The sequence below is a fragment of the Pelomonas margarita genome (assembly GCF_043555875.1).
GTDB lineage: Bacteria > Pseudomonadota > Gammaproteobacteria > Burkholderiales > Burkholderiaceae_C > Pelomonas > Pelomonas margarita.
The window spans coordinates 78,186-104,361 of sequence record NZ_JBIGHW010000009.1; the positions used below are offsets into that span (position 1 = coordinate 78,186).

23 protein-coding genes and 1 riboswitch are annotated in these 26,176 nt (G+C 69.7%); of the genes, 10 read left to right on the top strand and 13 right to left on the bottom strand.

Annotated elements, in window-relative coordinates; genetic code table 11:
* Nucleotides 1-23: 23 nt before the first annotated feature.
* The 3 genes from ACG0Z3_RS16370 (at nt 24) to ACG0Z3_RS16380 (ending at nt 3,420) form a co-directional block, all read left to right on the top strand.
* Nucleotides 24-2,321, top strand: a complete 2,298-nt coding sequence (locus tag ACG0Z3_RS16370) for an NADP-dependent malic enzyme (RefSeq protein ID WP_394399317.1) — start codon at nt 24-26, stop codon at nt 2,319-2,321.
* Between the two features lie 235 nt (nt 2,322-2,556).
* Nucleotides 2,557-2,979: a guanyl-specific ribonuclease gene (locus ACG0Z3_RS16375; protein WP_394399319.1), complete on the top strand. Its 423-nt coding sequence runs from the start codon at nt 2,557-2,559 to the stop codon at nt 2,977-2,979.
* A 45-nt stretch (nt 2,980-3,024) separates the two neighbouring features.
* Entirely contained in the window at nt 3,025-3,420 is a 396-nt protein-coding gene (locus ACG0Z3_RS16380; protein ID WP_056873061.1) for a barstar family protein, read from the top strand.
* A 218-nt stretch (nt 3,421-3,638) separates the two neighbouring features.
* Here ACG0Z3_RS16380 and rsmA read toward each other — a convergent pair whose 3' ends face one another.
* The 3 genes from rsmA to ACG0Z3_RS16395 are packed head-to-tail and all read right to left on the bottom strand — an operon-like array spanning nt 3,639 to nt 8,049.
* Nucleotides 3,639-4,430, bottom strand: coding sequence for a 16S rRNA (adenine(1518)-N(6)/adenine(1519)-N(6))-dimethyltransferase RsmA (gene rsmA / locus ACG0Z3_RS16385; protein ID WP_394399322.1), 792 nt, complete (start codon nt 4,428-4,430; stop codon nt 3,639-3,641).
* Entirely contained in the window at nt 4,418-5,731 is a 1,314-nt protein-coding gene (locus ACG0Z3_RS16390; protein ID WP_394399324.1) for a peptidylprolyl isomerase, read from the bottom strand. The genes rsmA and ACG0Z3_RS16390 overlap by 13 nt, the downstream gene beginning before the upstream one ends.
* Nucleotides 5,728-8,049, bottom strand: coding sequence for an LPS-assembly protein LptD (locus ACG0Z3_RS16395; RefSeq protein WP_394399326.1), 2,322 nt, complete (start codon nt 8,047-8,049; stop codon nt 5,728-5,730). The genes ACG0Z3_RS16390 and ACG0Z3_RS16395 overlap by 4 nt, the downstream gene beginning before the upstream one ends.
* Nucleotides 8,050-8,176: 127 nt before the next feature.
* Here ACG0Z3_RS16395 and ACG0Z3_RS16400 point away from each other — a divergent pair, with 127 nt between their 5' ends.
* The gene (locus ACG0Z3_RS16400) at nt 8,177-8,695 is read left to right on the top strand and encodes a hypothetical protein (protein ID WP_394399328.1); all 519 of its coding nucleotides are present in this window, start codon (nt 8,177-8,179) and stop codon (nt 8,693-8,695) included.
* On the opposite strand, the gene ACG0Z3_RS16405 is transcribed toward ACG0Z3_RS16400, so the two are convergent.
* Both ACG0Z3_RS16405 and ACG0Z3_RS16410 read right to left on the bottom strand, forming a co-directional pair.
* The gene (locus tag ACG0Z3_RS16405) at nt 8,696-9,643 is read right to left on the bottom strand and encodes a LysR family transcriptional regulator (protein WP_394399330.1); all 948 of its coding nucleotides are present in this window, start codon (nt 9,641-9,643) and stop codon (nt 8,696-8,698) included.
* Between the two features lie 12 nt (nt 9,644-9,655).
* Nucleotides 9,656-11,131: a M20 family metallopeptidase gene (locus ACG0Z3_RS16410; protein WP_394399332.1), complete on the bottom strand. Its 1,476-nt coding sequence runs from the start codon at nt 11,129-11,131 to the stop codon at nt 9,656-9,658.
* An 80-nt stretch (nt 11,132-11,211) separates the two neighbouring features.
* On the opposite strand from ACG0Z3_RS16410, the gene ACG0Z3_RS16415 reads away from it, so the two are divergent.
* The 4 genes from ACG0Z3_RS16415 to ACG0Z3_RS16430 all read left to right on the top strand — a co-directional run bounded on the left by ACG0Z3_RS16415 (nt 11,212) and on the right by ACG0Z3_RS16430 (nt 16,449).
* Complete coding sequence (locus ACG0Z3_RS16415) at nt 11,212-12,987, top strand: GGDEF domain-containing protein (protein ID WP_394399334.1); 1,776 nt, start codon at nt 11,212-11,214, stop codon at nt 12,985-12,987.
* 80 nt (nt 12,988-13,067) lie between these two features.
* Nucleotides 13,068-14,402: a hypothetical protein gene (locus ACG0Z3_RS16420; RefSeq protein WP_394399336.1), complete on the top strand. Its 1,335-nt coding sequence runs from the start codon at nt 13,068-13,070 to the stop codon at nt 14,400-14,402.
* Nucleotides 14,399-16,183, top strand: coding sequence for an MORN repeat-containing protein (locus tag ACG0Z3_RS16425; protein WP_394399338.1), 1,785 nt, complete (start codon nt 14,399-14,401; stop codon nt 16,181-16,183). Before ACG0Z3_RS16420 ends, ACG0Z3_RS16425 begins: the two co-directional genes overlap by 4 nt.
* Before the next feature lie 47 nt (nt 16,184-16,230).
* Nucleotides 16,231-16,449: a hypothetical protein gene (locus tag ACG0Z3_RS16430; protein ID WP_394399340.1), complete on the top strand. Its 219-nt coding sequence runs from the start codon at nt 16,231-16,233 to the stop codon at nt 16,447-16,449.
* Nucleotides 16,450-16,503: 54 nt separating this feature from the next.
* Here the strand turns inward: ACG0Z3_RS16430 and metW are convergent, their stop codons facing one another.
* The 3 genes from metW to ACG0Z3_RS16445 form a co-directional block, all read right to left on the bottom strand.
* The gene (metW, locus tag ACG0Z3_RS16435) at nt 16,504-17,076 is read right to left on the bottom strand and encodes a methionine biosynthesis protein MetW (protein ID WP_394399342.1); all 573 of its coding nucleotides are present in this window, start codon (nt 17,074-17,076) and stop codon (nt 16,504-16,506) included.
* 78 nt (nt 17,077-17,154) lie between these two features.
* Nucleotides 17,155-18,333: a homoserine O-succinyltransferase MetX gene (gene metX / locus ACG0Z3_RS16440; protein ID WP_394399345.1), complete on the bottom strand. Its 1,179-nt coding sequence runs from the start codon at nt 18,331-18,333 to the stop codon at nt 17,155-17,157.
* Between the two features lie 44 nt (nt 18,334-18,377).
* A riboswitch (SAM riboswitch) is annotated at nt 18,378-18,453 on the bottom strand.
* A 2-nt stretch (nt 18,454-18,455) separates the two neighbouring features.
* Complete coding sequence (locus ACG0Z3_RS16445; protein WP_394399347.1) at nt 18,456-20,015, bottom strand: methyl-accepting chemotaxis protein; 1,560 nt, start codon at nt 20,013-20,015, stop codon at nt 18,456-18,458.
* Between the two features lie 185 nt (nt 20,016-20,200).
* On the opposite strand from ACG0Z3_RS16445, the gene ACG0Z3_RS16450 reads away from it, so the two are divergent.
* A complete protein-coding gene (locus ACG0Z3_RS16450) occupies nt 20,201-20,680 on the top strand; it encodes a hypothetical protein (RefSeq protein WP_394399349.1) in 480 nt (159 codons plus the stop codon).
* A 143-nt stretch (nt 20,681-20,823) separates the two neighbouring features.
* Nucleotides 20,824-22,179, top strand: coding sequence for a hypothetical protein (locus tag ACG0Z3_RS16455; protein WP_394399351.1), 1,356 nt, complete (start codon nt 20,824-20,826; stop codon nt 22,177-22,179).
* 28 nt (nt 22,180-22,207) lie between these two features.
* Here the strand turns inward: ACG0Z3_RS16455 and ACG0Z3_RS16460 are convergent, their stop codons facing one another.
* The 5 genes from ACG0Z3_RS16460 to bufA2 form a co-directional block, all read right to left on the bottom strand.
* The gene (locus tag ACG0Z3_RS16460) at nt 22,208-23,587 is read right to left on the bottom strand and encodes an amidase (protein WP_394399552.1); all 1,380 of its coding nucleotides are present in this window, start codon (nt 23,585-23,587) and stop codon (nt 22,208-22,210) included.
* Nucleotides 23,587-24,114, bottom strand: a complete 528-nt coding sequence (locus ACG0Z3_RS16465) for a peroxiredoxin (RefSeq protein WP_394399353.1) — start codon at nt 24,112-24,114, stop codon at nt 23,587-23,589. Before ACG0Z3_RS16465 ends, ACG0Z3_RS16460 begins: the two co-directional genes overlap by 1 nt.
* Nucleotides 24,115-24,169: 55 nt before the next feature.
* Nucleotides 24,170-24,952, bottom strand: a complete 783-nt coding sequence (locus tag ACG0Z3_RS16470) for an HvfC/BufC family peptide modification chaperone (RefSeq protein WP_394399355.1) — start codon at nt 24,950-24,952, stop codon at nt 24,170-24,172.
* Nucleotides 24,949-25,764, bottom strand: a complete 816-nt coding sequence (bufB, locus tag ACG0Z3_RS16475; RefSeq protein ID WP_394399357.1) for an MNIO family bufferin maturase — start codon at nt 25,762-25,764, stop codon at nt 24,949-24,951. The genes ACG0Z3_RS16470 and bufB overlap by 4 nt, the downstream gene beginning before the upstream one ends.
* A 146-nt stretch (nt 25,765-25,910) precedes the next feature.
* Nucleotides 25,911-26,165 carry a BufA2 family periplasmic bufferin-type metallophore gene (gene bufA2, locus ACG0Z3_RS16480; RefSeq protein WP_394399359.1) on the bottom strand — a complete coding sequence of 85 codons (255 nt, stop codon included), beginning with the start codon at nt 26,163-26,165 and terminating at the stop codon, nt 25,911-25,913.
* Between the last annotated feature and the right edge of the window lie 11 nt (nt 26,166-26,176).

A 26,176-nucleotide genomic window follows, 5' to 3' on the forward strand; every position in this document is an offset into this window, starting at 1 on the left:
GCCTCCGTTCTGCCCGTTCCGCCATGCCCAGCTCCGAAGAAAAACGCGCCCAACTCCGCCAGGCCGCCCTCGAATATCACGAGTTCCCGACGCCCGGCAAAGTGGCCATCGCGGCCACCAAGTCGCTGGTCAACCAGCGTGACCTGGCGCTGGCCTACTCGCCCGGCGTGGCCGCCGCCTGCGAGGAGATCGTCGCCGACCCGGCCAACGCTTTCCGCTACACCTCGCGCGGCAACCTCGTCGCCGTCATCTCCAACGGCACGGCCGTGCTGGGCCTGGGCAACATCGGCCCGCTGGCATCCAAGCCGGTGATGGAAGGCAAGGGCGTGCTGTTCAAGAAGTTCGCCGGCATCGACGTCTTCGACCTCGAAGTGGCCGAGAACGACCTCGACAAGCTCGTCGACTGCATCGCCGCGCTGGAGCCCACATTCGGCGGCATCAACCTCGAGGACATCAAGGCGCCGGACTGCTTCTACGTCGAGCGCGAACTGCGCAAGCGCATGAAGATCCCCGTCTTCCACGATGACCAGCACGGCACGGCCATCGTCGTCGGCGCGGCCTTCCTGAACGGCCTCAAGGTCGTAGGCAAGGACATCAAGCAGGTCAAGCTCGTCACGTCCGGCGCCGGCGCTGCGGCGCTGGCTTGCCTGGGCCTGCTCGTCAAGCTGGGCCTGCCGCGCGAGAACATCTTCGTGACCGACCTGGCCGGCGTCGTCTACGAGGGCCGCACCGAGCTGATGGACCCAGACAAGGCCGAGTACGCCCAGAAGACCGAAGCGCGCTCGCTGCGCGAGGTCATCAACGGCGCCGACGTGTTCCTGGGCCTGTCGGCCGGCGGCGTGCTGAAGGCCGACATGGTGGCCACGATGGCCGACAAGCCGCTGATCTTCGCGCTGGCCAACCCGACGCCCGAGATCCTGCCCGAGGAAGTGCAGAAGGTGCGCTCCGACGCCATCATGGCCACGGGCCGCACGGACTACCCCAACCAGGTCAACAACGTCCTGTGCTTCCCCTACATCTTCCGCGGCGCTCTGGACTCGGGCGCGACGACCATCAACGTCGAGATGGAGATCGCCGCCGTCCACGCCATCGCCGAGCTGGCCCAGGCCGAGCAGAGCGAGGTGGTGGCCGCCGCCTACGTGGGCGCGACGCTGAGCTTCGGGGCTGAGTACCTCATCCCCAAGCCCTTCGACCCGCGCCTGATGATGCGAATCGCGCCAGCCGTGGCCAAGGCGGCCGAGGACTCCGGCGTCGCCGCCCGCCCCATCCAGGACTGGGATGCCTACCGCGAGAAGCTGCAGAGCTTCGTCTACGCGTCCGGCAACACGATGAAGCCCATCTTCACCGCTGCCAAGCGCGCGCCCAACAAGCGCGTCGCCTATGCCGAAGGTGAGGAGGAGCGCGTGCTGCGCGCGGCCCAGGTCGTCGTTGACGAAGGCCTGGCCCGCCCGACGCTGATCGGCCGCCCGTCCGTCATCGCCGAGCGCGTTGAGCGCTTCGGCCTGCGCCTGCAGCACGGCCGCGACTACGATGTCGTCAACGTCGAGCACGACGACCGCTACCGTGACTACTGGCAGACCTACCTGCGCATGACCGAGCGCAAGGGCGTCACCCAGCAGCTCGCCAAGATCGAGATGCGCCGCCGCCTGACACTGATCAGCGCCATGATGCTGCACAAGGGCGAGGTCGACGGCATGCTGTGCGGCACCTGGGGCACGACGGCCACGCACCTGTCCTACATCGACCTCGTCATCGGCAAGCGCGCCGGCGTCAAGACCTACGCCTGCATGAACGGCCTGATCCTGCCGGGCCGCCAAGTCATGCTGGTCGACACCCACGTCAACTACGACCCCACCGCCGAGCAGCTGGCCGAGATCACCATCATGGCCGCACAGGAGATGTGCCGCTTCGGCCAGGTGCCCAAGGCCGCGCTGCTGTCGCACAGCAACTTCGGCACCAGCGACAAGCCCTCGGCCATCAAGATGCGCGACACGCTGGCGCTGATCCAGCAGCTGGCGCCGTGGCTGGAAGTCGACGGCGAGATGCACGGCGACACCGCGCTGGACGCCGGCTACCGCAAGCAGCTGATGCCGCACAGCCCGCTGACCGGCGAAGCCAACCTGCTGGTGCTGCCCAACATCGACGCCGCCAACATCTCCTACAACCTGCTGAAGACGGCCGCCGGCGGCGGCATCGCCATCGGCCCGGTGCTGCTGGGCGCGGCCAAGCCGGTGCACATCCTGACGCCGTCGGCCACCGTGCGCCGCATCGTCAACATGACCGCGCTGACCGTCGCCGACGCCAACGCGGCACGCGGCTGAGGGCCCTGCCGGCAGCGGGAAGGGCCGGGCGCAAGCGCCCGGACTCCCCCAATTGACAGAAGTTTTCGTTCCGAAAACCCTGCCAACACCCCGTCACAAACCCTTTTAAAACAAGCACTTGCAGGCATGTGAGCGCCGGCTCACATGCCCTTGCACGGGACTCCGGCACCCCGAGCCGGCTTGAGCTTTTGGGGTCGCTTCGGTACCATATCGGTTTCGAATCAAGGGTAAACCCGTGTCGTTGCTCTCGTGGCTGGCGCGCTCCGGCGCCTCGGCGGTCACCACCGCCCTGCTGCTTTCCGGCCTCGCCGGAGGCGTGCAGGCCAGGGAAGCAGCCCCCACCGACTCGCCCGCTCTGGCTGAAATATCGCTGAGCGCGCTGCCCGTCCAGGCCCAGGAAACCCACCGGCTCGTGCTTGCCGGCGGCCCGTTTCCCTACAGCAAGGACGGCACGGTGTTCGGCAATCGCGAACGACTGCTGCCCCGCAAGGCGCGCGGCTTCTATCGCGAATACACGGTCAAGACCCCTGGCGCACGCAACCGGGGCGCTCGCCGCCTCGTCTGTGGCGGCACACCGCCCACGTCGCCCGAGGTCTGTTACTACACCGGCGACCACTACGCCAGCTTCCAGCGCATTCGCGCCGGGGCCGGCCGGTGAAGCCAAGGTTCAGCTGTTTTGTGACTTGAAAGGAGGAACGTGACCATGCTTTTGCAGACCGTCCGTCCCAATATCGTGCAGGCCATACGGGCCTACCGGGTCGAGGACTTGATGCAGGCCGCTCAAGAGGCGGGCCAGCATTTCCTGTACGCCAATCTGTCGGAGGCGCAGTCCAAGCAGGACGTGCTGGACGGCATCGCCCAGGCTTTCCTCTTCCCTGCTCACTTCGGCAAGAACCTGGACGCCCTGCATGACTGCATGACCGACCTCGTCCACAAGGCCGGCAGCCAGCCGGGCTTCGTCGTGGTGCTGGAGCAGTTGCCCGACAACGTGCGCTTCGATCGCGAGGCTCGTGAGCAGTTGCTCGACGTCTTCCGCGACACGGCCGACTACTGGGCCGACAGGAAGATTCCCTTCCGGTGCTTCTATTCTTTTCAGTAGCCCGCTCCCAAGAAAACGGGTCATGGGAGCGGGCTACTGAGGTGGCCCCGGTTATTGAGAAGCCTGCGCCGAAGAGCGCGAAGTCGACCATCGGCAATCCCAACTTCGGCGTCAACATGCCGATGATGTGCAGCGCCTTCGACACGTCGATGTGGCTCAGCGCGGCCTGACGCGCTGAACGCCAGCCAAAAGAAAACGGGACCCTCGGGTCCCGTTTGTCATTGCGGCGACGCCACTTCCAGCGCCAGCGCGACGAACTCGTGCACCGGCACTTCCTCGGCCCGGCGCTGCAGGTCGAAGCGGCCCTGGTAGCCGCGCTCGGCCAGCCACTTGCCCAGGCTGTGGCGCAGCAGCTTGCGCCGCTGCGAGAACGCGCTGGCGACGAGTTCCCCCAGCAGCGCCGGGTCCAGCGCCGGCGGGGCCTTGAGCGGATGCATGCGCACGATGGCCGAGTCCACGCGCGGCGGCGGATCGAACGCCTCGGGCGGTACGTCCAGCACCGACTCGATGTCGTAGCGCCACTGCAGCATGACGCTGAGGCGCCCGTAGTCCTTGCTGCCAGGGCTGGCGGCCATGCGGTCGACGACCTCCTTCTGCAGCATGAAGTGCTGGTCGACGACGTCTTCCACCGCGTCCAGCAGGTGGAACAGGATGGGCGTGGAGATGTTGTAGGGCAGGTTGCCGACGACGCGCAGCTTCGCCCCCTTGGCCACGGCCAGCGCGCGGAAGTCAACCTTGAGCACGTCGCTCTCGATGACCTCCACGTCATCACGCTTGCGCAGGCGTGCGGCGAGGTCGCGGTCCAGCTCGATGACGGTCAGCTTGGGCGACGCGGCCGGGATGCGCGCCAGCAGCGGCAGCGTCATCGCTCCCAGGCCCGGACCGATCTCCACCAGCGTCTCGCCGGCCTGCGGCGCGATGAGGTCGATGATGGCGTCGATCAGCGCCTTGTCGGTCAGGAAGTGCTGACCGAAGCGCTTGCGGGGGATGTGGCTCTTCAATCCAGCCACTCGCGCACTTCGACGAAGGCCTTGGCGCGCAGCTCCTTGACCCAGTCCTGGTAGACCTCGTCATACTTCTGCTCGCGCAGTGCGCCGCGGGCCTGGTCGCGGAGAACCTTGGGGTCGACCTCGACGGTGCGTCGCTCCAGCACCTGGATCAGGTGCACGCCGAAACGCGACATGACGGGGCCGGAGATGCCGTTCAGCGCCAGCGCGTTCATGGCCTCCTCGAACTCGGGCACGAAGCCACCCGCGCCCATCCAGCCCAGGTCACCACCGCCTTCGGCGCTACCGTCCTCGGAGTTGGCCTTGGCGAGGTCCTCGAACTTGGCCTGGCCGGCCTCGATCTGACGCTTCATCTCGGCCAGCCGGCGCGCGGCGACCTCGGCGGTCAGCTGGGCCGAGGGGCGCAGCAGGATGTGGCGGGCGCGCGTCTGCAGGCTCTGCGTCATGGACGCAGCGCCCTGGCGCTCGACGACCTTGAGGAGGTGAAAGCCCGCGCCGCTGCGCAGCAGGGCCGGCGCGACCTGGCCGGTCTTCAGGTCCTTCACGGCGCCGACGAAGATGTCGGGCAGGCGGTCGACCGGCCGCAGGCCGATCTCGCCGCCGCGGGCCTTGTTGCCGTCCTCAGAGATTTCGCGCGCGACCTTGGCGAAATCCTCACCGCCCTGGACGCGGGCCAGCGCCGCCTCGGCGACGGCGCGCCGCTCGGCGACGACGGCCTCAGCGGCGCCGTCGGGCACCGTCACCAGCACCTGGGCGAGGTTGACCTGCCCGCCCTGCTCCAGCGCCTGGCGCTTCTTGTCCAGCCAGGCGTCGATCTCGGCGTCGCTGACCTTGATGCGGCCCTGCACCTCGCGCTCACGCACGCGCTCGGTCATCATCTGGTCGCGCAGGTTCTCGCGGAAGCTCTTGTAGTCGGTGCCGTCCTGCTTAAGGCGCTGCAGCAGCTGCGGCATGGTCAGCTTGTTCTGCGCCGCCACGTTGGCGACGACGCGATCCAGCTCGGCCTCGTCGATCTTGTTGCCGGTCTCGCGGGCGTGGGTGATGAGCACGCGATCCTCGATAAGCGCCTCCAGCGCCTGCTTGCGCAGGCCAGCCGTCTCGGGCATGACCTCGCCCTTCTGGCGGGCTTCCTGGCGCAGCCGCTCGGTGCGGGCGACGACCTCGCTGGCAGCCACGACGTCCTGGTTGACGACGGCGGCAATGTAGTCCCCCGGCTGCAGCGTGGGCGCCGTCTGGGCCGACGCACCAAAGGCGGCCAGGGCCAGCGTCACTGCGAGGAAAGTGGGAGCGAGGCGATGGATCATGGGAGGAAGTCTGAACTCGGCGAACGGTCGGAACTCAGCCGGCGGTAACCGGGCACATTGTCCTTCAAGACCTTCAGGGCATTGGAGCCCAGCTGGCTGAGGCCCACGAGCTCCAGTTGCAGCATGAGCCGGGTGTTGGTCTCGGCCCGGCCGGTGGAGAGCCGCTCGACGCCGAAGCGCAGCAGCCAGCAGCCAGCGTCGTACTCGAAACCGGCCACGGAGTCGGTCAGCCGCTTGTCGCGCAGCGAGTACTGCACGCGCCCGGCGCTGTACCACGCGCCGCCGCAGCTCTGGCTGTTGGCGCCGCGCTGGGTAACGGGCTGACCGTAGAGGGGCCACTGCCAGGCCAGCTCGACCTGCTCGCTCTGCGCGCGCGCCAGCCGATAGGCGACGCTGAGAGTCTTGAACGGCCCGGGCGAGAAACGAACCCGCACCACCGAGCGCACGTAGCGGTTGGTCTCAGGGTTGAACTCCAGCGTGCTGTCAGCCCACCAGCGCTCGTCCAGGCGCGCGGCGGCGGCCAGCAGCAGGTCGGAGAAGCGCTGCGTGACCGGCTGGCCATCGGGCGTGACGCGCTGGTCACGGAACAGCACGCGCTGCACGGCGCCCACGCGCAGGATCTCCTCGCCCTGCGACGCACTGATCCAGCGGCTTGTGGCGCCGAAGCTCAGCGCATGCATGTCCGACACCCGGTCCACGCCCGAGAACTGGTTGTCGGTGTAGATGGAGTCGAAGTTGAAGTCCTTGGGCGCCGAGTCGAAGTTGGGCAGGCTCAGCTGGTCGCGGTACGGCGTGTTCACGTACAGCAGGCGCGGCTCCAGGCTCTGGCGCATCGCGCGGCCGAACAGCTTGGTGTCGCGCTCGAACACCCAGCCGTGGTCGACGCTGAGCGTCGGGATCAGCCGGCTCATGCGGCGGCGGCCATCGGCCAGCGGCTGATCCAGGTCATAAGCCGCCGCGTTGACGGACACGCGCGGGATCAGCCACCAGGCCTCGCCGCCCAAGGGCGCCGCCACATGCCCCAGCGCGTGCATGCGCTGGCCGCCCTGCGCCTGACCGGCCAGTGCCGAGCCGGGCAGGTCGAAGCGGTTGTATTCCAGCTCCAGCCCGCCCTCCAGCCGCGCCTTGCGGCCCCAGGGGCGGAAGCTGTCCAGCACGGCCTCGTCGGCGGCGGTGGACACGCGCACGCCCAACTGCGGGCTGCGCTGGTAGGGCGAGTCGAAGCGCGACAGCGCGTCGCTGCCCTGCAGCGTCTGCCAGCGCTGCACGCGGGCGTAGCTGTCGATGACGCCCCAGGACAGCTCGCGGTGGCGCTGCAGCGAGAAGTCGTTGGCCAGCAGCCGCGGCGTCTGGCTCTCGACACGGCGCGACAAGTCCTTCCAGTAGTCGTCGTCGGACACCCGCTCGCTCTTGAGGCGGTAGCGCCAGTCGCCCAGCGTGCCGTCATTCTCGAGCTTGAGGCTCCAGCGAGAGCTGCCGTAAACACGGTCGCCAGGCAGCAGGTCGACGTTGATACGGCCAGCGTGGCCGGGCTCCAGGTAGCGGAACTCGGCGTCCACGCCCACGCCGCGCTTGGTCATCGCGAACGGCGCCACCGTGGCATCGCGGTTGGGCGCGATGTTCCAGTAATAGGGCACGCCCAGCTCCAAGCCGGAGCGGTTGTCCAGAAAGATGTTGGGCGGCAGCCAGCCCGACTTGCGGGCCGAGCTCAGCGGGAAGCTCAGTGCCGGCGCGGCCAGCAGCGGCACGCCGAGGAAGCGCAGCACGGCGCCGTCGGCCTGGCCTTCGTTGCCAGCCATGTCCAGGCGCAGCTGCTTGGCGGTGATCTGCCAGGCCGGCTCCTGATCTTCCACGACCGGGCAGCTGCTGTAGCTGGCCTGTGTGGCGCTGAAGCGGTTGCTGTCATGGAAGCGCACCACCTGCGCCTTGCCGGCGCCCCCGGTCGTCGCCAGGAAGAAGCTCGGCGTCAGGAACTCGCCCTCGAAGCGGTTCACATACATCTGCAGCAGCGGGCCAGTGAACAGGTTGCCGTTGTGCTGGATGCGGACGTTTCCCTCGGCGCGCGCCAGGTCCTCAACGACGCGATAGCTCAGCTTGTCGGCATTCAGCAGCAGCTCGCCATAGCGCAGCTCCACGCCATCCTCGGCCTGGGCATCCTGGTCGGTCTGAGCCGTGAGCTTGCCGGCCGTGATGACCATGGCCGGCTTGGTCGTCGGCTTGGCCGGCGCCGTCAGCAGCCGGCTGCCACGCAGCGTCACGGCCTCCTCGGCCGGCCGGGCCGACACCGACCCCCAGGCGCACAGGGCCAGGGCGATCAACGCGGACAGCGGGCGGGGGTGGGGCGTTCGGGGCAGGCGCGGCACAGGCGGCAAAGGGGCACGAAGTCAGTGGGTTTGCCGGGGCCGGCTTCTTAGAATTTCATTATCCACGAGCGCTTTCCTGCCCATGACCTCCCCAGACACCTCCGCTGACTCCCTCCTGCGCGACGCCTGCGCCGCCCTGCGCGCGCAGCCGCCGTCCCTGCTGGCGCCCGACACGGCCGCGCTGCAGGCAGGCCTGGCGCGCATCGCCGAGGCCGGGCTGGACACCGTGCTGCAGCGCCTGATCGACGAGGCGCCGCAGGGCTCGCCCACCGACGGCATCGCCGCCCTGCTGCGCCCGGCCACACAGAGCTGGGACGAGGCCGAGGAGATCGACGTTGCCGTGCGCCACTGGGAGGCCTGCCGCGCCGCCGGGCAACTCGACAACGAGCTGGCCGCCGACTTCGGCGAGTACTGGCGGCGCCTGGAATGGAGCGCGCTGCGCCACCACCTGACGCTGCTGGGCCAGGGGCATGCCGAGGAACGCAGGCTGCTGGCCTACATCGTCAAGACGGCCTCGCGCTACGTGGCGCTCGGCGCGCTGAAGCGCGCGATGGAGGCGCGCTTCCCCGAGTTTTTCGAGCTGGGCTTCAGCCTCAGGTAGTCAGGGGCAGGTCGCGCAACCGGCTGCCACCAGCCAGGGGTCGCGGTCCTCGCCGCCGAAGACCTGCAGCAGGAAGTCCAGGAAGGCGCGCGTGCGCGCCGGCACGTATTTGCGCGTGGGCATGCCGGCCCACAGCGTGGTGCTGAACAGCCGCCACTGCGGCATGACGCGCTCCAGCGCCTGTTCCAGCAGCGCGTCTTCCACCATGAAGCTGGGCAGGCCGGCTACGCCCAGGCCGTGCAGCGCGGCAGCGTAGTTGGTGTCCATGTGCGTGGTGGACAGCGCCGCGCGCGACGGCACGATGGGCAGCGTGACCTCCTCGGCCCCGTCGCCGCGCTGCAACGTCAGCCCGCGCATCAGCATGGACGTGGGCGGCAGCAGCGCGTCGTGCTCCTTGAGCTGCAGCGGGTGTTGCGGGCGGCCGCGCTGGTCCAGGTAGTCTGGCGACGCGCACATGATGAACTCGCTGCGCGCCAGGCGGCGGGCGATGAAGTCACCGTCGGGCAGTTCGCGGGTCAGGAAGATGGTGAGGTCATAGCCATCGTCCACCGTCTCCACCGGCCCGGGCGACGTGATCTCCAGCGTCACCGCCGGGTAGTCGCGATGAAAGCGCGGCAGGTGCTTGGCTAACTGGTGCACCGCGATGGCCGGCGGGCACAAGAGGCGCAGCAGGCCGCGCACCTCCTGCGTGGCCGAGGCCGCCAGCGCCGCCGCCTCCTCCACGTCGGCCAGGATGCGCCGCGCGCGCTCCAGGTAGGCCTCACCGATCTCGGTCAGCGCCAGCCGCCGCGTGGTGCGGTTCAGCAGCCGCGTGCCAAGGTGCTCCTCCAGCTCGGCCACCAGCCGCGTGACGACGGCCGGCGCCAGGTCCAGTGCCCGCGCCGCGCCGGCGAAGCTGCCCTCGTCGATGACACGGACGAAGACCTTGATGGCCCGGAGCTGGTCCATCCGCGCAGTCGATCAGGGGTGCGCGGCCATCACCTGCGCGACTGAAGCGGTCAGTCGCTTGCCGTAGGGCACGTGCAGGAACTCGTTGGGGCCGTGGGCGTTGCTCTTGGGGCCCAGCACGCCGCAGACCATCATCTGCGCGCTCGGGAAGCCCTTTTGCAGCATGCTCATCAGCGGGATGGTGCCGCCCTGGCCGATGTAGCCCACCGGCGCGCCGAAATGCGTCTGGCTGGCGTCGTTCAGCGCCTGGCTGAGCCAGGGCGACAGGTCGGGCGTGTTCCAGCCAGTGGCACCGAAGGCCCCGGCGCGGCCGTCAGGCACGAAGGTGACCTTGGCGTTATAGGGCGCGTTGTCTTCCAGCAGCGCCTTGAGCTTGAGTGCAGCCTCGTTGCCGTCGATCAGCGGCGGCAGGCGCAGGCTGAGCTTGAAGGCGGTGTAGGGCCGCAGCACGTTGCCGGCGTTCTTCAGCTCGGGGAAGCCGTCCACGCCCACCACCGACAACGTGGGCCGCCAGGTGCGGTTGAGCAGCACTTCCACCGGGTCGGTCGTCACCGGCAGCACTGGACCGCCATCGGCGCCGCAGGCCCAGGGCATGCGCTTGTAGACCTCGTCCTTCAGGATGGCCGCCGTGGCTTGGGCCTGCGCCAGCCGCGCGCCGGGAATCTCGCAGTGGAAGCTCTCGGGCAGCAGGCGGCCGGTCTTGCTGTCTTCCAGCCGGTCCAGCACCTGGCGCAGGATGCGAAAGGAGGACGGTACGCAGCCCGATGCGTCACCGCTGTGGATGCCCTCGCTCAGCACCTCGACCTTGAGCACGCCCGACACCATGCCGCGCAGCGACGTGGTCAGCCACAGCTGGTCGTAATTGCCGGCGCCGGAGTCCAGGCAGACCACCAGCGACACCTTGCCCAGGCGCGGCTTGAGGATGTCGATGTAGGCCGGCAGGTCGTAGGAGCCGCTTTCCTCGCAGGTCTCGATGATGCCCACGCAGCGCGGGCGCGGGATGCCCTGCTGGTCCAGCGCCATGATGGCCGTGAGTGAGGCATAGACCGCGTAGCCGTCGTCCGCGCCGCCGCGGCCGTAGAGCAGGCCGTTCTCGTACTTGGGCGTCCAGGGGCCGAGGTCATTGCGCCAGCCGCTGAACTCGGGCTGCTTGTCCAGGTGGCCGTACAGCACGATGGTGTCGTCGCTGCCCGGCTTGGTGGACGGCACCTCGAAGAAGATCACCGGCGTGCGGCCCGGGATGCGCACCACCTCCAGCGTCAGGCCCGCAACCTTCTTGCCTTCCACCCACGCGGCGGCCTGGGTCAGCACCTTCTCAAGGTGACCGTTAGCCGCCCAGTCGGCGTCGAACATGGGGCTCTTGGCGGGGATGGCGATGTAGTCGGTCAGCGCGGGGACGATCTCGTCGTCCCAGACCTGGGCGGCATACGCGCCGAGCGCGGTGGCCTCGTCGGCCTGCAGGGGCAGGTGGGGATCTCGTGCATTCATGGCGGAACTCCTGTGTCGGCGCTTGTGGCGCGCGGCGGCCAGTTTAGGCGCTCCCATAATGGGCTGTTACACATCAACCCATGCGCCTGACCCGCCTGTTCCTGCTGACGACCGGCCTGCTGCTGGCCCTGGTTTCCGCACTGCTGCTGCGCTCCATCTGGACGGACTGGCGCCAGGTGACGGCGGCGGAGCTGGGGCTGGCGGCCATGCAACGCGCCTACCTGGCCATGAAGGTGGCCGAGAAGGCCTCCGCCGAGCGCGGGCCGGCCATCCCGGTGCTCAACGACACCGAGCCCGCCGACCCCGCCAAACGCCAGCGGCTGAAGGCGTTCCGCCACACCACCGACGCGGCCTTCGACGAAGCGCTGGCCGCGCTGGCGGGCGTCAACGACGCGGCCTCGCTGTCCGCGCGCGCGCAGCTGGAGAAGGCACAGCGGGAACTGGCCCATGCCCGCGTGGAGGTCGACCGCGTCGCCGCGCTGCCCCACGCCCGGCGCAGCGCACCGGGCCAACGGCTGACGCGCGCGCCCATCGACCTGATGTTCGCCGTCATCGACACGGTGCTGGCCGGCGTCACCACGCAGTCGGCCGCCGCCGAGGCGGTCTACCCCGAGCTGGCCATGCCGCTGGTCGGTGCGCGCTACGCGGCCGAGCTGCGCGAGTACGCCGGTCGGCTGGGCTCGCAGTTCACCGCACCGTTGGCCACCGGCCTGCCGCTGGGCCGCGAGGAGCAGCGCGAGATCCCGCTGCTGATGGGGCGCATCGAGCAGCTGCGCAAGCTCATCGAGCTGCAGGCACGCGCGGGCCACACGCCGGCGCCGCTGCAGGCTGCCATCGCCAGCATGGAGGCGCAGTACTTCGCCGCCGACCTGCCCTTCATCGAGCAGCTCACCGAACGCGGCATCGCCGGCCAGCCCTATGGCCTGGACTCCGCGGCGTTCGTCGCCCGCTATGTGCCGCCGATGAAGAGCATCGTCGCGCTGCGCGACGCGTTGTTCGCCGCCGCGCGCGACAGCGCCACCGAGCGCGTCGCCGAGGCGCAGCTGCGCATGGCCATCAACGCCGCCCTGGGGCTGGCGGTGCTGTGCATCGAGCTGACGGTGTTCCTGCTGATCCGCCACCGCGTGCTGCTGCCGCTGCTGCGCAGCACGCGCGCCATGAACGCCGTGATGCGTGGCGAGCTTGTCCGGCCCGCTGCCAACTCCGCCACCATCCTGCGCACCGACGAGATCGGCGACATGGCCCGGGCGGTCACCGCGCTGCAGGAGGCCACCCAGCGCAGCCGCGCGCTGGAGGCCGAGCGCGAGCAGCTCATCGCCCAGCTGCGCCAGGCCAGCGACACCGACTTCCTGACCGGCCTGCTGAACCGCCGCGCGTTCAGCGAGCAGGCCGCGCGGCTGATCGCCCAGGCCCGCCGCCACGGCTGGCCGGTGGCCCTCATCGTGTTCGACATGGACCGCTTCAAGCGCATCAACGACGAGCACGGCCACCCGGCCGGTGACGCCGTGCTGTGCGCAGCCGCCGAGACCGCGCGCGGCCAGGTGCGCCAGGGCGAGCTGCTGGCCCGCCATGGCGGCGAGGAGTTCATCCTGCTGGCCGTGGGCTGCCGGCCCGACGAGGCCCGCCAGCTGGCCGAGCGGCTGCGCCTGGCGCTGGACTCACAACCGGTGCACCTGCCCGACGGCGCGCCGCTGCAAATCACCGCCAGCTTCGGGCTGGCCTGGGTGGAGGCGCGCCAGCCGGTCGAGCTGGACGAGCTCTACCGCAACGCCGACCGCGCGCTCTACCGCGCCAAGTCGACCGGCCGCAACCGCATCTGCAGCCACGACGAGCTGCCACCGCCTGCGCCGAATTGAGGACTCGGGCACGCTGCGGCGAGGCCTGATCGGGGAAAACGACGGCCCGGCCGCCCTGGCGCTGCACGTAGGCTCGCCGCATGCGCTCACTCCTGCTGTTGCTCGTCACGCTGCTGCTGGCGGGTTGCGCCTCCGGCCCCAAGTTCACGGTGGACGATGGCCGCCCGGTCAACGAGCAGCTGCTGGCCGGCATGCGCGCCTACGGGGCCGGTGAACGCCTCATCCGCCCGGCCATCGCACGCAGCGCCGCGCTGAAGGACAAGGACTGCGACAAGCAGTGGGAGTTGCCCTTCGCCGTGGCCACCAGCGCCGGCTGGAGCGACAACGACCGCGTGGCCTGGGCGCGCGCGCTGCAGGTGGACGAACGCCTCACCGTCATCGCCGTCACGCAGGACTCGCCGCTGCCCGCCGGCACCCGCCTCGTCAACATCGCCGGGCGAGCCAGCGAGGACGGCGAACAGCTGCTGGAATGGCTGGCCGAGGTGCGCGACGCCGGCCAGCCCTTCAACGTCGGCACGGCTGCCGGCAAGACCGTGCCCATCAAGCCCTTCGAGGTCTGCCGCGGCTACACGCGCTTCGCGCCGCCCAACACGCCGCAGATGCAGGACTACCACTGGCTGCTCAGCCTGCACCCGCTGGAGGTCATCCAGGCCGAGCCCACGCCCGACGAGGCGCTCTGGGCCGTGCTGTGGACGCAGGGCCTGTCCGAGGAGGGCGGCGCCCGCATGAAGACCTACCACTACGCGGTCAAGATCGCCGGCACGCTCTACAACCTGGCCACGCTGGCCTCGGGCGTCAAGGCCGCCGCGCTGGCCGCCGATGCGGCGCTCAGCGCCGCCAAGAGCGCGGCTGCGAACGTGGCCAGCGAGTTCCTGAAGAACCAGCTCATCGAGCAGGGCCGGGCGCTGGCCGCGCAGAAGCTGCGTGAGGGCCTGATGGACGCCGCGCAAAGCCTGACCCGCCAGCAGGTGGTCAACGTCATGCAAGCGGCCGCCGCCAACCGCGGCTCGCTGTCGGGCATCTCGCGCATCGCCGCCACCGCCTTCGAGCGCGCCGACGCCTGGGCCTTCGCGCGCATGGCCGCCTTGGGCGCGCCGCCGCTGGCCGGCTTCACGCTGCACCAGAAGCTGGTGGAGCGCAGCCTGGCGCAGAACTCGCTGCTGTTCGACGCCGACCGCCTGACCGCGTTGAACAAGCTGGCCGCCGGGCGGGGCTTCGAGGGCGAGGTGACGGCCATCCTGGGCGGCTTCCGCGCCGACACGCTGGCGGCTCAGATCGGCGCCATGCCACTGGCCTCCACGCAGACCGCCTTCTCGTTCGACAGCCCCGACGACCCTGGCGCCGGCCGGTTCTCGCGCGGCCTCGTGGACGCCATGCTCGACATGCCCGCCGAATCGGGCCGCCGCAAGAAATGACTGCCCGACTCGCTGCCCTGCTGTGCCTGGCGCTCGCTGCGGCCTCGCCCGCGCGGGCCCAGACGCCACCTGAACCTGCGGCGTCCGCGCCGGAGCCCGCCGCCTCCGCGCCCACCCTGCCCGAGCCCACCCCCACCCCGGCCCCGCCGCCGCCCAGCTGCGCCCAGCTCACCAGCCGCGCGCTGTCGGCCGACCTGAAGGCCGCCACGGCCCAGTCGCAGAATCAGCCGCTGCAGACCCAGGTCAAGCTCTACGACGAAGCCGTGGCCCAATGGGGCGCCGCCATCGCCGCCTGCGACGGCCGCGCCCGCGACCGTGCCCAGCGCAACCTCGCCGACAGCCAGAAGGCCCATGACGCCTTGGCCGAGAAGCTGCAGTCCGGCAGCCAGTGCGAAGGCGCCCACCGCGACGCCAGCGCACTGCAGGAACTGGCCGGCACGGCCTTCAGCGAGCGCCGCTTTGCCGATGCCGCCAGCCTCTACCGCAAGGCCGAGGGCATGTGGGAGCTGGCCGCTGAGCAATGCAGCGGCAGCCAGCAGCAGACCGCGCAGCGCCGCCGCGAGCAGAGCGAGGTGGACGGCCACAACGCCGAGTTCTGCGCGCCGCCATTCGAGCGGGCGCGCGAGTTCTCCGGCAAGCTGCGCAACAGTGCCGCCGCGCTGCCGCTGGCAGAACGCCAGACGCAGAGCCAGATCGGCGAGACGCTGTGGCGCGACACCGCAGCCCAGTGCCGCGGCAACGCACAGGAACTGGCGATGAACAACGCGCTCGCGCTGGCCCGCGAGCGCGGCACGCCGTGGGTGGCCACGCCGCTGCCCGGTGCGCCCCCCGCCCTCAAGGCAGCGCCAGCGCCAGCCACCACCACCACCGCCGCCAAGCCGGGCGCCCCGGCCGCTGCGGCGGGTGCGCGCCCCGCCACGACAGCCGCCACCGTCGCAACGACAACGGCGACAGCAGCGGCCGCCCGCCCACCGGTGAGCGCACCGACACCAGCCGCAGCCCCCCCGGTGGCCGCTACCCCGCCGGCCACCGCTGCGGCGGCGCCCGAGCCCAAGCTCTTCGACCGCACGGCGGGCGACACGCGCTACGTCGGCCAGTTCGTGCGCGAGGAGGACGACACCGTCAGCGGCACCGGCCGCGTCGAGTGGAAGAACGGCGATGTCTACGAGGGCCCGTTGACGCGCAGCCGCCGCCATGGCGTGGGCGAGATCCGCTGGGCCAGCGGCCAGCGCTACAAGGGCGACTGGGTGGACGACCGCGCCACGGGCAAGGGGCTGATGGCCTTCGCCAACGGCAACCAGTTCGAGGGCAGCCTGGTAGACGGCCAGCCCCATGGCGAAGGCAAGATGACCTACGCGTCAGGCGACGTCTACACCGGCCAGATCAAGCAGGGCCAGCCGCACGGGCGGGGCAGCTACGCCTGGGTCAGCGGCCAGCGCTACGAGGGCGACTGGGTGCAAGACAAGCCGCAGGGCAGCGGCAAGATGCGCTTTGCCAACGGCAACCAGTACGAGGGCCAGCTCAGCGCCGGGCTGCCGCACGGCAAGGGCCGCATGGTGTTCCCCAGCGGGGACGTCTACGAGGGCGAGTTCGAGGCCGGCAAGGCGCACGGCACGGGCAAATACGCGTGGAAGGGCGGCGAGCGCTACGAGGGCGCCTGGGCCCGCGGGCTCAAGCATGGCCAGGGCAGCTTCCACTGGCCCAGCGGCGACCGCTGGGAAGGCGTGTTCAAGGACGACGAGCGCACCGACGACGGCCACACCATCCGCAAGGGCAGCTGAGGCGCGCGAGGCCCGGGATACTGTGAACCCTTGAGAAGAAAGACCCCATGAAACACCTGCTCATCGCCGCCGCCCTGGCCGTTGCCTTCCTTGCCGTGCCCGCCGAGGCCCGCGTCAACCCGACCCACGGCAAGCCCCACACCAGCGCCACCGTCAAGGCCAAGGCTGCCAAGACGGGCAAGAAGGCCTTGAAGAAGAGCGCCAAGAAGGTCGGCGCCAAGGCCAAGCACAAGAAGTCAGGCAAGAAAGCCGCACGCAAGGGCTGACCCCCGCCGCCGGGCCGCCCCGCGTTCAGCGACGGCGAACCGGACGAGGCGCGCCTATTCCCTTTCGAACTTGAACACTGCCACGCTGGCCGTCAGGTTGGGCAGCGTGCGATGCACCTGCCCGTTCTGCAGGCCGAAGCTGTCCAGGATCTTGAGGCGGTTCTTGCGCGCCAGCACGCCGAAGTCGGTAAACGTACCGACGCGGATGTTGGGGGTGTCATACCACTCATAGGGCAGCGCCCGCGTGACGGGCATGCGGCCCATCGCCACCTGCAGCCGGTTGGGCCAGTGCGCGAAGTTGGGGAAGCTGACGATGCCGATCTTGCCGACGCGCGCCGTCTCCTTGAGCATGGCCTCGGCATTGCGCAGGTGCTGCAGGGTTTCGAGCTGCAGCACGACGTCGAAGCTCTGATCCTCGAAGATGGACAGGCCTTCCTCCAGGTTGCGCTGGATGACGTTGACGCCGCGCTTCACGCAAGCCAGCAGGTTGGTGTCATCCAGCTCCACGCCGTAGCCCGTGCAGCCCTTGTGCTTGATGAGGTGCTCCAGCAACTCGCCCGTGCCGCAGCCCAGGTCCAGCACGCGGGAGCCGGGCGGCACCAGCGCCGCAATCGCCGGATCAAACATGGGTACCCCCTCCGGCCTGCGGCCTGGCCCCCCGAGGGGGCGCGAGCTTGCTTGGGACGGCCCAGCGCTGCGCTCCGCTCATACCGCCCCCCCCTTGATCTGCAGCGACGACCGCGCCGCCGGGCACAGGTTGCCCGCCACGCGCTCGAAGTAGGCGCGCAGCACGCCGTGGTAGCGCGCGTCGTCCAGCAGGAAGGCGTCGTGGCCATGCGGCGCATCGATCTCCGCGTACGACACGTCCAGCCGGTTGTCCAGCAGCGCCTTGACGATCTCGCGCGAGCGCTGCGGCGAGAAGCGCCAGTCGGTCGTGAAGCTGGCGACGAGAAACTTGGCCTTGGCCGCCGCGAAGGCGCGCGTCAGGTCGCCGCCGTGCTCGGCCGCCGGGTCGAAGTAGTCCAGCGCGCGGGTGATGAGCAAATAGGTGTTGGCGTCGAAGTAGTCGCTGAACTTGTCGCCCTGATAGCGCAGGTAGCTCTCGATCTGGAACTCGATGTCCTGTGTCGTGTAGCCCAGCGCGCCGGTCTTGAGCTCGCGGCCGAACTTTTCCGCCATGACGTCGTCGGACAGGTAGGTGATGTGGCCGATCATGCGCGCCACGCGCAGGCCGCGCTTGGGCACCACGCCGTGCTCGTAGAAATGGCCGCCGTGGAAGTCGGGGTCGGTCACGATGGCACGCCGCGCCACCTCGTTGAACGCGATGTTCTGCGCCGACAGGTTGGGCGCCGTCGCAATGGCGATGCAGTGCGCCAGGCGGTCGGGGTAACGCAGGGCCCAGTCCAGCGCCTGCATGCCGCCCAGCGAGCCGCCCAGCACGGCTGCCAACTTCAGGATGCCGAAGCGCTCGACGACGCGGGCCTGCGCGTCCACCCAGTCGTGCACGGTGACGACGGGGAAGTCCGCGCCCCAGGCCTTGCCGGTCGCCGGGTTGATGTGCATGGGCCCCGTGGAGCCGAAGCAGGAGCCCAGGTTGTTGACGCCGATGACGAAGAACTTGTCGGTGTCCAGCGGCTTGCCCGGGCCGATGAGGTTGTCCCACCAGCCCTCGCTCTTGGCCTCGCCGGCATAGGTGCCGGCCACGTGGTGGCTGGCGTTCAGCGCATGGCACACCAGCACCGCGTTGCTGCGCTCGGCGTTGAGCTGGCCGTAGGTCTCGACCACCAGGTCGTAGGCCGGCAGGCTGGCGCCGCTGCGCAACGGCAGCGGCTCGTCGAAATGGAAAGTCTGCGGCGACACGTCGCCGACGCTACGGCCCGTCATGGCCTCACTCCAGAAAAAACAAACCGGCGCCACTTGCGGGACGCCGGTCGACCGGAGCGCCCTGTTTAGCGGCATTTGTAGAGCGCCCGCAATCCGGAACAAATCGGCGCTGTGGCGGGATTCTAGAACCTGAACTGCGCCACGGCGCCAGTCAGCAACTGCAGCTGCTGGCGCAGGCTGTCGGCCGCAGCGGCGGATTCCTCCACCAGCGCGGCGTTCTGCTGGGTCATGTGGTCCAGCTGCGTGACGGCGCTGTTGATCTGCACGATGCGCGCGCTCTGGTCGGCCGCGCCCTCAGCCACCTCGCCGATCATGTCGCTGACCTTCTGCACGTTCTCGACGATCTCGTTCATCGTCATGCCGGCATGCTGCACGAGGCGTGCGCCGGCCTCGGTGCGGTCGACACTGGCCGCGATCAGCGTCTTGATCTCGCGCGCCGCGCCCGCCGAGCGCTGGGCCAGCGCCCGCACCTCGCTGGCCACCACGGCAAAGCCGCGGCCCTGCTCGCCGGCACGGGCGGCCTCCACGGCCGCATTCAGCGCCAGGATGTTGGTCTGGAAGGCGATGCTGTCGATCAGGCCCACGATGTCGGCGATGCGGCGCGAGCTCTCGTTGATCTGGTCCATGGTCGTGACCACCTCGCCCACCTCCTGGCCACCCCGTCGTGCCACCTCGGCGGCGCCCTCGGCGAGCTGGCGCGCCTTGCCGGCCGCGTCGGCGCCGTGGCGCACACCACTGGTCAGGTCCTCCATGGAGCTGGTGGTCTGCTGCAGGCTGGACGCAGCCTGCTCGGTGCGCTGGCTCAAGTCCTGGTTGCCGGAGGCTACCTCGCTGCTGGCGGTCTCGATGCTCTGCGCCGAGGTCTTCACCTGGCTGACCAGCTCTCGCAGACTGCCCTGCATCGCATCCAGCGCACGCAGCAGGTCGGCCGCCTCGTCGCGCCCCTCGGCGCGGATGACGTTGTTCAGGTCGCCGCCGGCAATGGAGGTGGCCACCGTCCCGGCATAGCGCATGGGGCTGGTGATGGTGGCCGAGTTGATCAACGTCAGCGGCACCACGAGCACCATGACGATGGCCAGCACGGCGGCCGAGCGCCAGCCGATGCGGGCCATCTCGGCCATGAACTCGGCCTCGGCGGCACGCGTCTGCTCGTCGACGAGGACGCCCAGGCGATCGACGCGCTTTTCGATCTCGCTCATCGCTGCCTTGGGCCGGTTCAACATGCGATCGGCCACGCGCGCGGTGTCGAAGCCACCAGCCTCGACCTGGCTCAACACCGGCTGGGCCGCCTTGCGGTAGTCGTCCAGGAACTTCTGCGCCTCGGCCGCCATCGCCTGGTTCTCGCCAAGGCTGGCTTCCTGCAGTGCCTTAAGCGCCGCCGCGAGCCGCTGGGCAGCAGCGTCCCAGCGCTGGCGGAACTGCTTGACCTGCTCGGGCTCCTCGTAGGCAATGACCATCTGTTTCTCCTCCAACCTCAGCTCGCCCAGCGCCTGCCGGATGGTGCCCAGTTGCTGGAGCTCATGGATGCCATGCGTGGTGACGGCCAGGTTCAGCGCCATCAACTGTCGCCCGCCCATCCAGCCGGTCAGCCCCAGCAGGGCGAACATGACCAGCACCATCGCGATGGCCCCGTGCATCCGGGTCCTGATGGTGAAGCCGCGCATCCAGGTCGCGATGTTCATGGGGGTCTCCTTGTTCGGCTGATCGGGCAGCGGGTTCATCAAATCGTAGTGATTTGCCCCGGGCGGTCAATTGACGCAGACCACAGCGGGGCGCCAAATTCACGGCCTCGCGTCCGAGCCGTTGGCATGGGGTCGAGAACGATCCCCTGACGGCGCCATCGAGCGGTGCAGAATCACCCATCATCATGAACACCTCGCAAGCCCTGCCCCCCTTTCGGCGCCAGGTGGCCCGGCCCAGCTTCGGGCGGGTCAGCGTGGGCGTGTACGGCCGCGTGATGCTGTCGGTGGCCGAAGGCCCGTTCGACGCCGAGCTGATGACGGCCACCAAGCGTGCCATCGCGCTGGCCGGCAAGCGCCTGCCACAGGACCGGCGCTTCGGCGACCTGCTGGAGATCCGCGGCAGCCTGGTGATGGACGCCGATGCGCTGGCCGCGCTGCGGGCCAGCATCGAGAGCTTCGCGCGCCGTGGCGTCGTGGCCGTGTCCACGGTCTTCCTGGTGCCGGCCGGGCTGCCGGGCATCGAGCGGCTGCCGGCGCTGATGGACATCTGGCGCGCCAGCCGCCCGGTGCGCCGCGCCGACCACTTCGACGCGGCCTGGGCGCTCGTCAATGCCGACCTGAAGGCGGCCGGCCTGCCGCCGCAGCAGCCGCCGCCACGCGCTTGAGCCACACTGTGCGCCTGCGATCGGCGCTGAACACATGAGGCACGCCACTTGTGTTCGCTCGTGAGGGGCGGCTGTTCGGCAAGTGCGCGTTGATTGGAAACCAGCTCGGCCTCGTCCTGAAGCGTCGAGACACAGGGAGCGACATGTCAAGAATCCTGAAGACCTGCGCGGCCGTCGCGCTCGGCTGGCTGCCTGCGCTGGCCTGGCTGGTGGCGACGCCGGCACAAGCCGACATCAGCCTTCAGCTGGAGGTTGTCCGCCACGTCAAGGCCCAGCCCGGTGCGTCGGGAGTTCCTGGGGATAGCCAAACCACGCTTGACGTGACGCTGGGCGACAAGACCATGACGGTGACGTCGACCGACACGACCACCGTCTACGACTTTGCGGCCCGAAAGCGTTGGGTGATTGACCGCCGCACGAAGACCCGCGTCGACTACTCGCTGTACGACACCGTCGGTTTTCGCACCTACGAACTCAGGAATCGCAACACCTTGGGGGCCGCGCTATCAGCGGCCAAGGTGGGCGATGCCGTGATGGTGCAAGTCGACAACGAACACAATCTGTCGGTGCAGGACAAACCGTCGGCGCCGCTGCGGGTCACGACCGAGGGCGCTAACGAGCTGTTCCATGCGGGACCGAAGCTCATGTTTCGCCGCGGGGCCCACCTGCTGCCCGCAAAACCGGGCGAGGCACGCATGTTCGCCCAGTTGCTCCGCTACGCGTTGGGCGGCCACCCACAGATTCTCAGCGCGCTCGCCCAGGCAGATTCGATCCCAGCGCAGTTCTCGCTGGTCGCCTACGACGCGGTTGGGTCCATCACGCAGACCGTGGTCATTCGGCATGTTCATTCCAACCCCGTTCCAGCGTTTGACGCATCGGCCTTCCCGGTACGGCCGGCGTCCGAGTCAGGCCACCCGGTGGACCAGGCCCTGGACCGCGCAGCGGCTCTCACGCCGGATGAGCTGTTGAGCGCCCGGCGGCGCAGCAAGGACGAACTTGAGACCGCGCTGCGGGAGGGACGGGCGCTCGACGCATTCCTGGGCATGTTCGAGTGGAGCCTGATGACCGGCGAGGCCCCGACACCGCTGACGGCGGACCAGAAGCAGTTGTTCCAGACCAACGACGCGGTGCGCCGGGTGACAGTGGCATTGAGCGCCAAGTCCAAGGATGACCTGGCCAAGGCAATCACCGATCTGACCGATATCGCCAAGAGCACCGCGACCAAGGCTCATGTGCTCCGGATCTTCGAGGCGAACAATCGCGCGATGCTCGGCGACCGGAAGGCCGCTCAAAAGCTGTTCATCGACGTTCTGAAAACAAACCCCTACATCGCTGGCGTCTACAAGGACCTGGGCGATTCCTTGTTTGTCGAGTACGACACGCCGCGTGCATGGCGCTGCTGGGACAGCGGCCGAAAGATGGCGCCTGGTTTCGCCAACTTCCAGGCCATCAACCAGTTCGAAACCTCGCTGGCTGCACGGCATCCTGAGTTCTTCTAGGAGGCTGTCGGCAAGCAGACCAGCGGCGTCACCCGGCGCCCAGCGGCCACGGGCGCTGCGCCGGCCTCATTCGCTCCCACGCCGCCCCCAGGGCCAGCACGCCGGCATCGTCGAAGCGCCGGCCGATGATCTGCAACCCGATCGGCAAGCCCGCCGCCGTGTATCCGGCGTTGATCGCCAGCGCCGGCTGCTCGCTCATGTTGAACGGCAGCGTGAACGCGATGTGCTCGAAGGGCCGCGCCGGGTCGTGCAGCGGGCTGGCCTGGTGAGCCGGGTAGGCAGCCATGGGCGAGACGGGCGACAAGACGAAGTCAAACGGTTCGCAGGCCGCGTTGGCCGCCTCGCGCAGCGCCTGCATCTGGCTGTAGCCGTGGAAAACGGTAGCGCCGTCGTAGCCGGCGGCGGGCGCCACCCAGTCGAGGATGTAAGGCAGCACGCGGGCACGGCGCTCGGGCGGCAGCGCCGAGATGTCCAGCCACGAGCGCATGCGCCAGAAGCGGTCGATGCCGTCGGCCATCTCGCGCGTCGTGAAGCCAGCCAGCGGCTCGACGACGGCACCGGCCTGCTCGAAGGCGCGCGCGGCCGCTGTGATGGCATCGGCCACCTCGGGCTGCAGAACATCGCCCCAGCCGGCGTCCAGCAGCAGGCCCAGGCGCAGGCCGCGCAGGTTCAGCGGCCGAGGCGTCACATCACCGGGCGGCAGCTGCGTGGGGTCGCGCGCGTCGGGCTGCGCGAGCACGGCCAGCATCGCGGCAGCGTCGGCCACCGTGCGCGTCAACGGGCCGGCCGCGCGGCCGGCATAGCCCGGCTTGATGGGTACGCGGCCATGGCTGGGTTTGAGGCCCACGAGACCGCACCAGCCCGCCGGCAGCCGGATGGAGCCGCCGATGTCGGTACCCAGGTGCAGCGGGCCGTAGCCGGCCGCGGACGCTGCGGCGGCACCGGCACTGGAGCCGCCCGGCGTCAGCGCAGTGTCCCAGGGGTTGCGCGCCGGCTCGGCGTAGAGGCTGCTCAGGCCCGAACTCAACATGCCGTAGTCAGGCATGGTGGTGCGGGCCCACGCGATGGCACCCGCCTCCCGCAGCCGTGCGGCCGGTGGGGCCTCGAAACTGGCAACCGCATCGGCGGGTGTGGCGGCCGTGCCCAGCCGGTAGGCGGCGCCGGGCGCGGCGATGTTCTCTTTCAACGTAACGGGCACGCCGTCCAGCGCCAGTGGCATGCCGGCCCGCCAGCGGGCCTCGCTGGCGCAGGCGGCGGCGAGCGAGGCCTCGGCGTCCACCGCGCACAGCGCATGCAACTGGCCTTCGCGCGCATCGGCCTGCGCGAGCACGGCCTGCATCACATCCACCGGCGACAGCACGCCGCTGCGGTAGGCCGCCAGCAGCTCGGCGACCGACAACGCGGCGATCACTTCTTCAGCTTCTCGGCGGCCTTGAGCATCGCGTCGATGTGGCCGTCGGGGTTCATGCTGGCGTGCACGGCGGCCACCTTGCCATCGGGCGAGATCAGGTAGGACACGCGGTCGGCCATGGTGCCCGGCACCATCTTGAGCTCCACGTCATAGGCCTTGATGACTTTGCCGGCAGCATCGGCACCGACGGCGAACTTGCTGCGACAGGCCTCGACGCTGAACTTCTTCAGCGTCTCGATGTTGTCGTTGGACAGGCCGATGACGGTTGTGTTGACCGCCTTGAACTTGTCGGTCGCCTCAGCGAACTGGTGGGCCTCGACCGTGCAGCCGCTGGTGAAGGCCTTGGGGTAGAAGTAGACGACCACCGGGCCCTGCTTCAGCGCATCGGCGAGCTTGAACTTGAAGGGCTGGCCGCCGACGGCGGCGTCGGTGGTGAAGTCCGGCGCCGGCGCGCCGACGGCGAGCGCGGCGTGGGCGGTGGGGATGAACAGGGCCGCAAGCAGGGCCGTCAGCAGTCGGGACATGGGGCTACCTCGTTGAAGCGTGCTGGAAGGATAGCCAAGCCGGCAAGTCCCGGCGTCAGGCCGGGTCAAGCAGCAGCCCGTCGGCCAGCCAGCGCTGCAGCGCCGCGACAGTGGCCGGGACAGCGGCGGCGTCGTCGTCCAGCAGGGCCGCCGCGCACTCGCACAACAACGCGAACGGCGTGGCGCGGCCCACGGCGTCCAGCAGCGTCGCTTCGAACGCGTCCAGCGAGCGCCAGCGCGTCTCGCCTTGCTGACGCCAGGCCAGCAAGGTGTGGGCATGCGGCGCCGGCTCGGCCAGCTCGGGCTGGGCGTCGCCGCTGTCGGGCTCCCATTCGCGCAGCGCACGCCACGCGGGCTCGACGGCATGCGCCAGCGCCACGCGCTGCACGCTGGGATGCAGGTGCAGCACCAGCGCCGCCCAGTCGTCGGGGCCCAGCGCAGCGAGCGAGGCCGGCGTCAGCAGCGGCGCGTCGGCCGCGTCGAAGGCGCCGCGCAGCGACCAGTCCATGCGCGCCAGGTCCACCAGGCCGGCATGGGGCACGAGCTCGTCGCCCGCGCCAGCCATGAAGCCGGCCAGCGCATCACCGAACCAGCGGATGGACGGATGCCGGCTGGGGTGCGCGTCGATGTAGGCCTGGGCCAGCACATCGAAGGCGTCGTCGCCCAACGCGCGGGCAAGCACGGTGTAGTTGTCGGCCAGCGCCTCGGCCAGCCGTGCGCGGTAGGCGTGGCGGTAGACAGCCAGGCCCGAAGCGAAGTCGCCGGCCAGCAGGCCCGTGGCGTCAGCGCTGTCGCGGATGGCGGCGGCGAGCTGCCGCTGTTGCCGGGCGACGCTCATGCAGCCAGCCGGCGTGCGATGGCCAGCTCATCCAGCAGCTCGGCCAGTGGCGGCAGGCGATCGTCGCGCTCGATCATTGTCGGCACACGGCCGAAGCGCTGGATCGCGTAGACGTACAGCGCCCAGACCTCGGGCCGCACGGGGTGGTCGTGCGTGTCGATGACGATGTCGCCACGGTCCTCGTGGCCGGCGAGGTGGATCTGCGCAATGCGGTCGGCGGGCAGCGCGTTCAGGTAGTCCAGCGGGTCGAAGCCGTGGTTGCGGCCGCTGACGTAGACGTTGTTGACGTCCAGCAGCAGTCGCGCGCCGGTGGCCTGCAGCAGCTGTGCGATGAAGTCCCACTCGGTCATCTCGTCGGCGGCGAAGCGCACGTAGCTGGACACGTTCTCCAGCACCAGCGGCTGGCCCAGCACATCCTGCACCTGCGCGATGCGGCTGCCGACGTGGTCCAGCGCGGCGCGTGTAAGCGGCACGGGCAGCAGGTCGTGCAGCTGGCTGTGCGCGTCCGCGCTCCAGCACAGGTGGTCAGACACCCAGCCGGGCTGCAGACGGTCGGCCAGCGCTTTCAGGTCGCGCAGGTAGGCCAGGTCCAGCGGCTCGGGCCCGGCGACCGACAGCGACACGCCGTGCATGACCAGCGGGTAGTCGGCTCGGATGCGCGCCAGATGCGCCAGCGGCGGGCCGCCGGGCACCAGGTAGTTCTCGGAAATGATCTCCAGCCAGTCGGGGCGCAAGGCGGCATCGACGCCCGCCTCGAAGGCGGCGTAGTGCTCAGTGCGCAGGCCGAGGCCGAAGCCTTGGATTGAGGTCATGTGGACAGAAGAATTTGACGCGGGCCGCAGGCTCTCGCGCCATCCAGCGGCACTGGCGGAACTGGCTCCGCCAGGCCGCACAGTGCGCCCCCTTTAGGGGGAGGCGCATGAGCGCCTCGGGGGTGGGCCAGTCCTCGGGGGTGGGCTTATTTCTCCACCTTGCCACCGGCCTTGGTGCACTCGTCGGCCGTCTTCTTGCTCACCCAGCCCTGGCCCTTGCAGCCGTTCTGGCCCTTGCAGCCGCTCTTGGCTGTCTTGCATTCGGAGGTGCCCTTGCAGCTGTTGACGCCGGAGCACTTGACCATGCCGTCGGCGGCCAGGGCGGTGGTGGGCACGGCGGTGGCAAACAGCGCCGCGGCCGCGGCGGCCAGGCTCAGGCCGGTCTTGAGGGAAGCATTCATGAAAGTCTCCA

Coding starts and splice junctions, on each gene's coding strand:
- ACG0Z3_RS16470 (WP_394399355.1), bottom strand. CDS start 24,952: ATGAGCGTCGCCCGGCAACAGCGGCAGCTCGCCGCCGCCATCCGCGAC.
- bufB (WP_394399357.1), bottom strand. CDS start 25,764: ATGACCTCAATCCAAGGCTTCGGCCTCGGCCTGCGCACTGAGCACTAC.
- ACG0Z3_RS16430 (WP_394399340.1), top strand. CDS start 16,231: ATGAAACACCTGCTCATCGCCGCCGCCCTGGCCGTTGCCTTCCTTGCC.
- ACG0Z3_RS16370 (WP_394399317.1), top strand. CDS start 24: ATGCCCAGCTCCGAAGAAAAACGCGCCCAACTCCGCCAGGCCGCCCTC.
- ACG0Z3_RS16450 (WP_394399349.1), top strand. CDS start 20,201: ATGAACACCTCGCAAGCCCTGCCCCCCTTTCGGCGCCAGGTGGCCCGG.
- bufA2 (WP_394399359.1), bottom strand. CDS start 26,165: ATGAATGCTTCCCTCAAGACCGGCCTGAGCCTGGCCGCCGCGGCCGCG.
- ACG0Z3_RS16455 (WP_394399351.1), top strand. CDS start 20,824: ATGTCAAGAATCCTGAAGACCTGCGCGGCCGTCGCGCTCGGCTGGCTG.
- ACG0Z3_RS16410 (WP_394399332.1), bottom strand. CDS start 11,131: ATGAATGCACGAGATCCCCACCTGCCCCTGCAGGCCGACGAGGCCACC.
- ACG0Z3_RS16445 (WP_394399347.1), bottom strand. CDS start 20,015: ATGAACATCGCGACCTGGATGCGCGGCTTCACCATCAGGACCCGGATG.
- ACG0Z3_RS16405 (WP_394399330.1), bottom strand. CDS start 9,643: ATGGACCAGCTCCGGGCCATCAAGGTCTTCGTCCGTGTCATCGACGAG.
- ACG0Z3_RS16420 (WP_394399336.1), top strand. CDS start 13,068: ATGCGCTCACTCCTGCTGTTGCTCGTCACGCTGCTGCTGGCGGGTTGC.
- ACG0Z3_RS16380 (WP_056873061.1), top strand. CDS start 3,025: ATGCTTTTGCAGACCGTCCGTCCCAATATCGTGCAGGCCATACGGGCC.
- ACG0Z3_RS16425 (WP_394399338.1), top strand. CDS start 14,399: ATGACTGCCCGACTCGCTGCCCTGCTGTGCCTGGCGCTCGCTGCGGCC.
- ACG0Z3_RS16390 (WP_394399324.1), bottom strand. CDS start 5,731: ATGATCCATCGCCTCGCTCCCACTTTCCTCGCAGTGACGCTGGCCCTG.
- ACG0Z3_RS16465 (WP_394399353.1), bottom strand. CDS start 24,114: ATGTCCCGACTGCTGACGGCCCTGCTTGCGGCCCTGTTCATCCCCACC.
- metW (WP_394399342.1), bottom strand. CDS start 17,076: ATGTTTGATCCGGCGATTGCGGCGCTGGTGCCGCCCGGCTCCCGCGTG.
- ACG0Z3_RS16415 (WP_394399334.1), top strand. CDS start 11,212: ATGCGCCTGACCCGCCTGTTCCTGCTGACGACCGGCCTGCTGCTGGCC.
- metX (WP_394399345.1), bottom strand. CDS start 18,333: ATGACGGGCCGTAGCGTCGGCGACGTGTCGCCGCAGACTTTCCATTTC.
- ACG0Z3_RS16400 (WP_394399328.1), top strand. CDS start 8,177: ATGACCTCCCCAGACACCTCCGCTGACTCCCTCCTGCGCGACGCCTGC.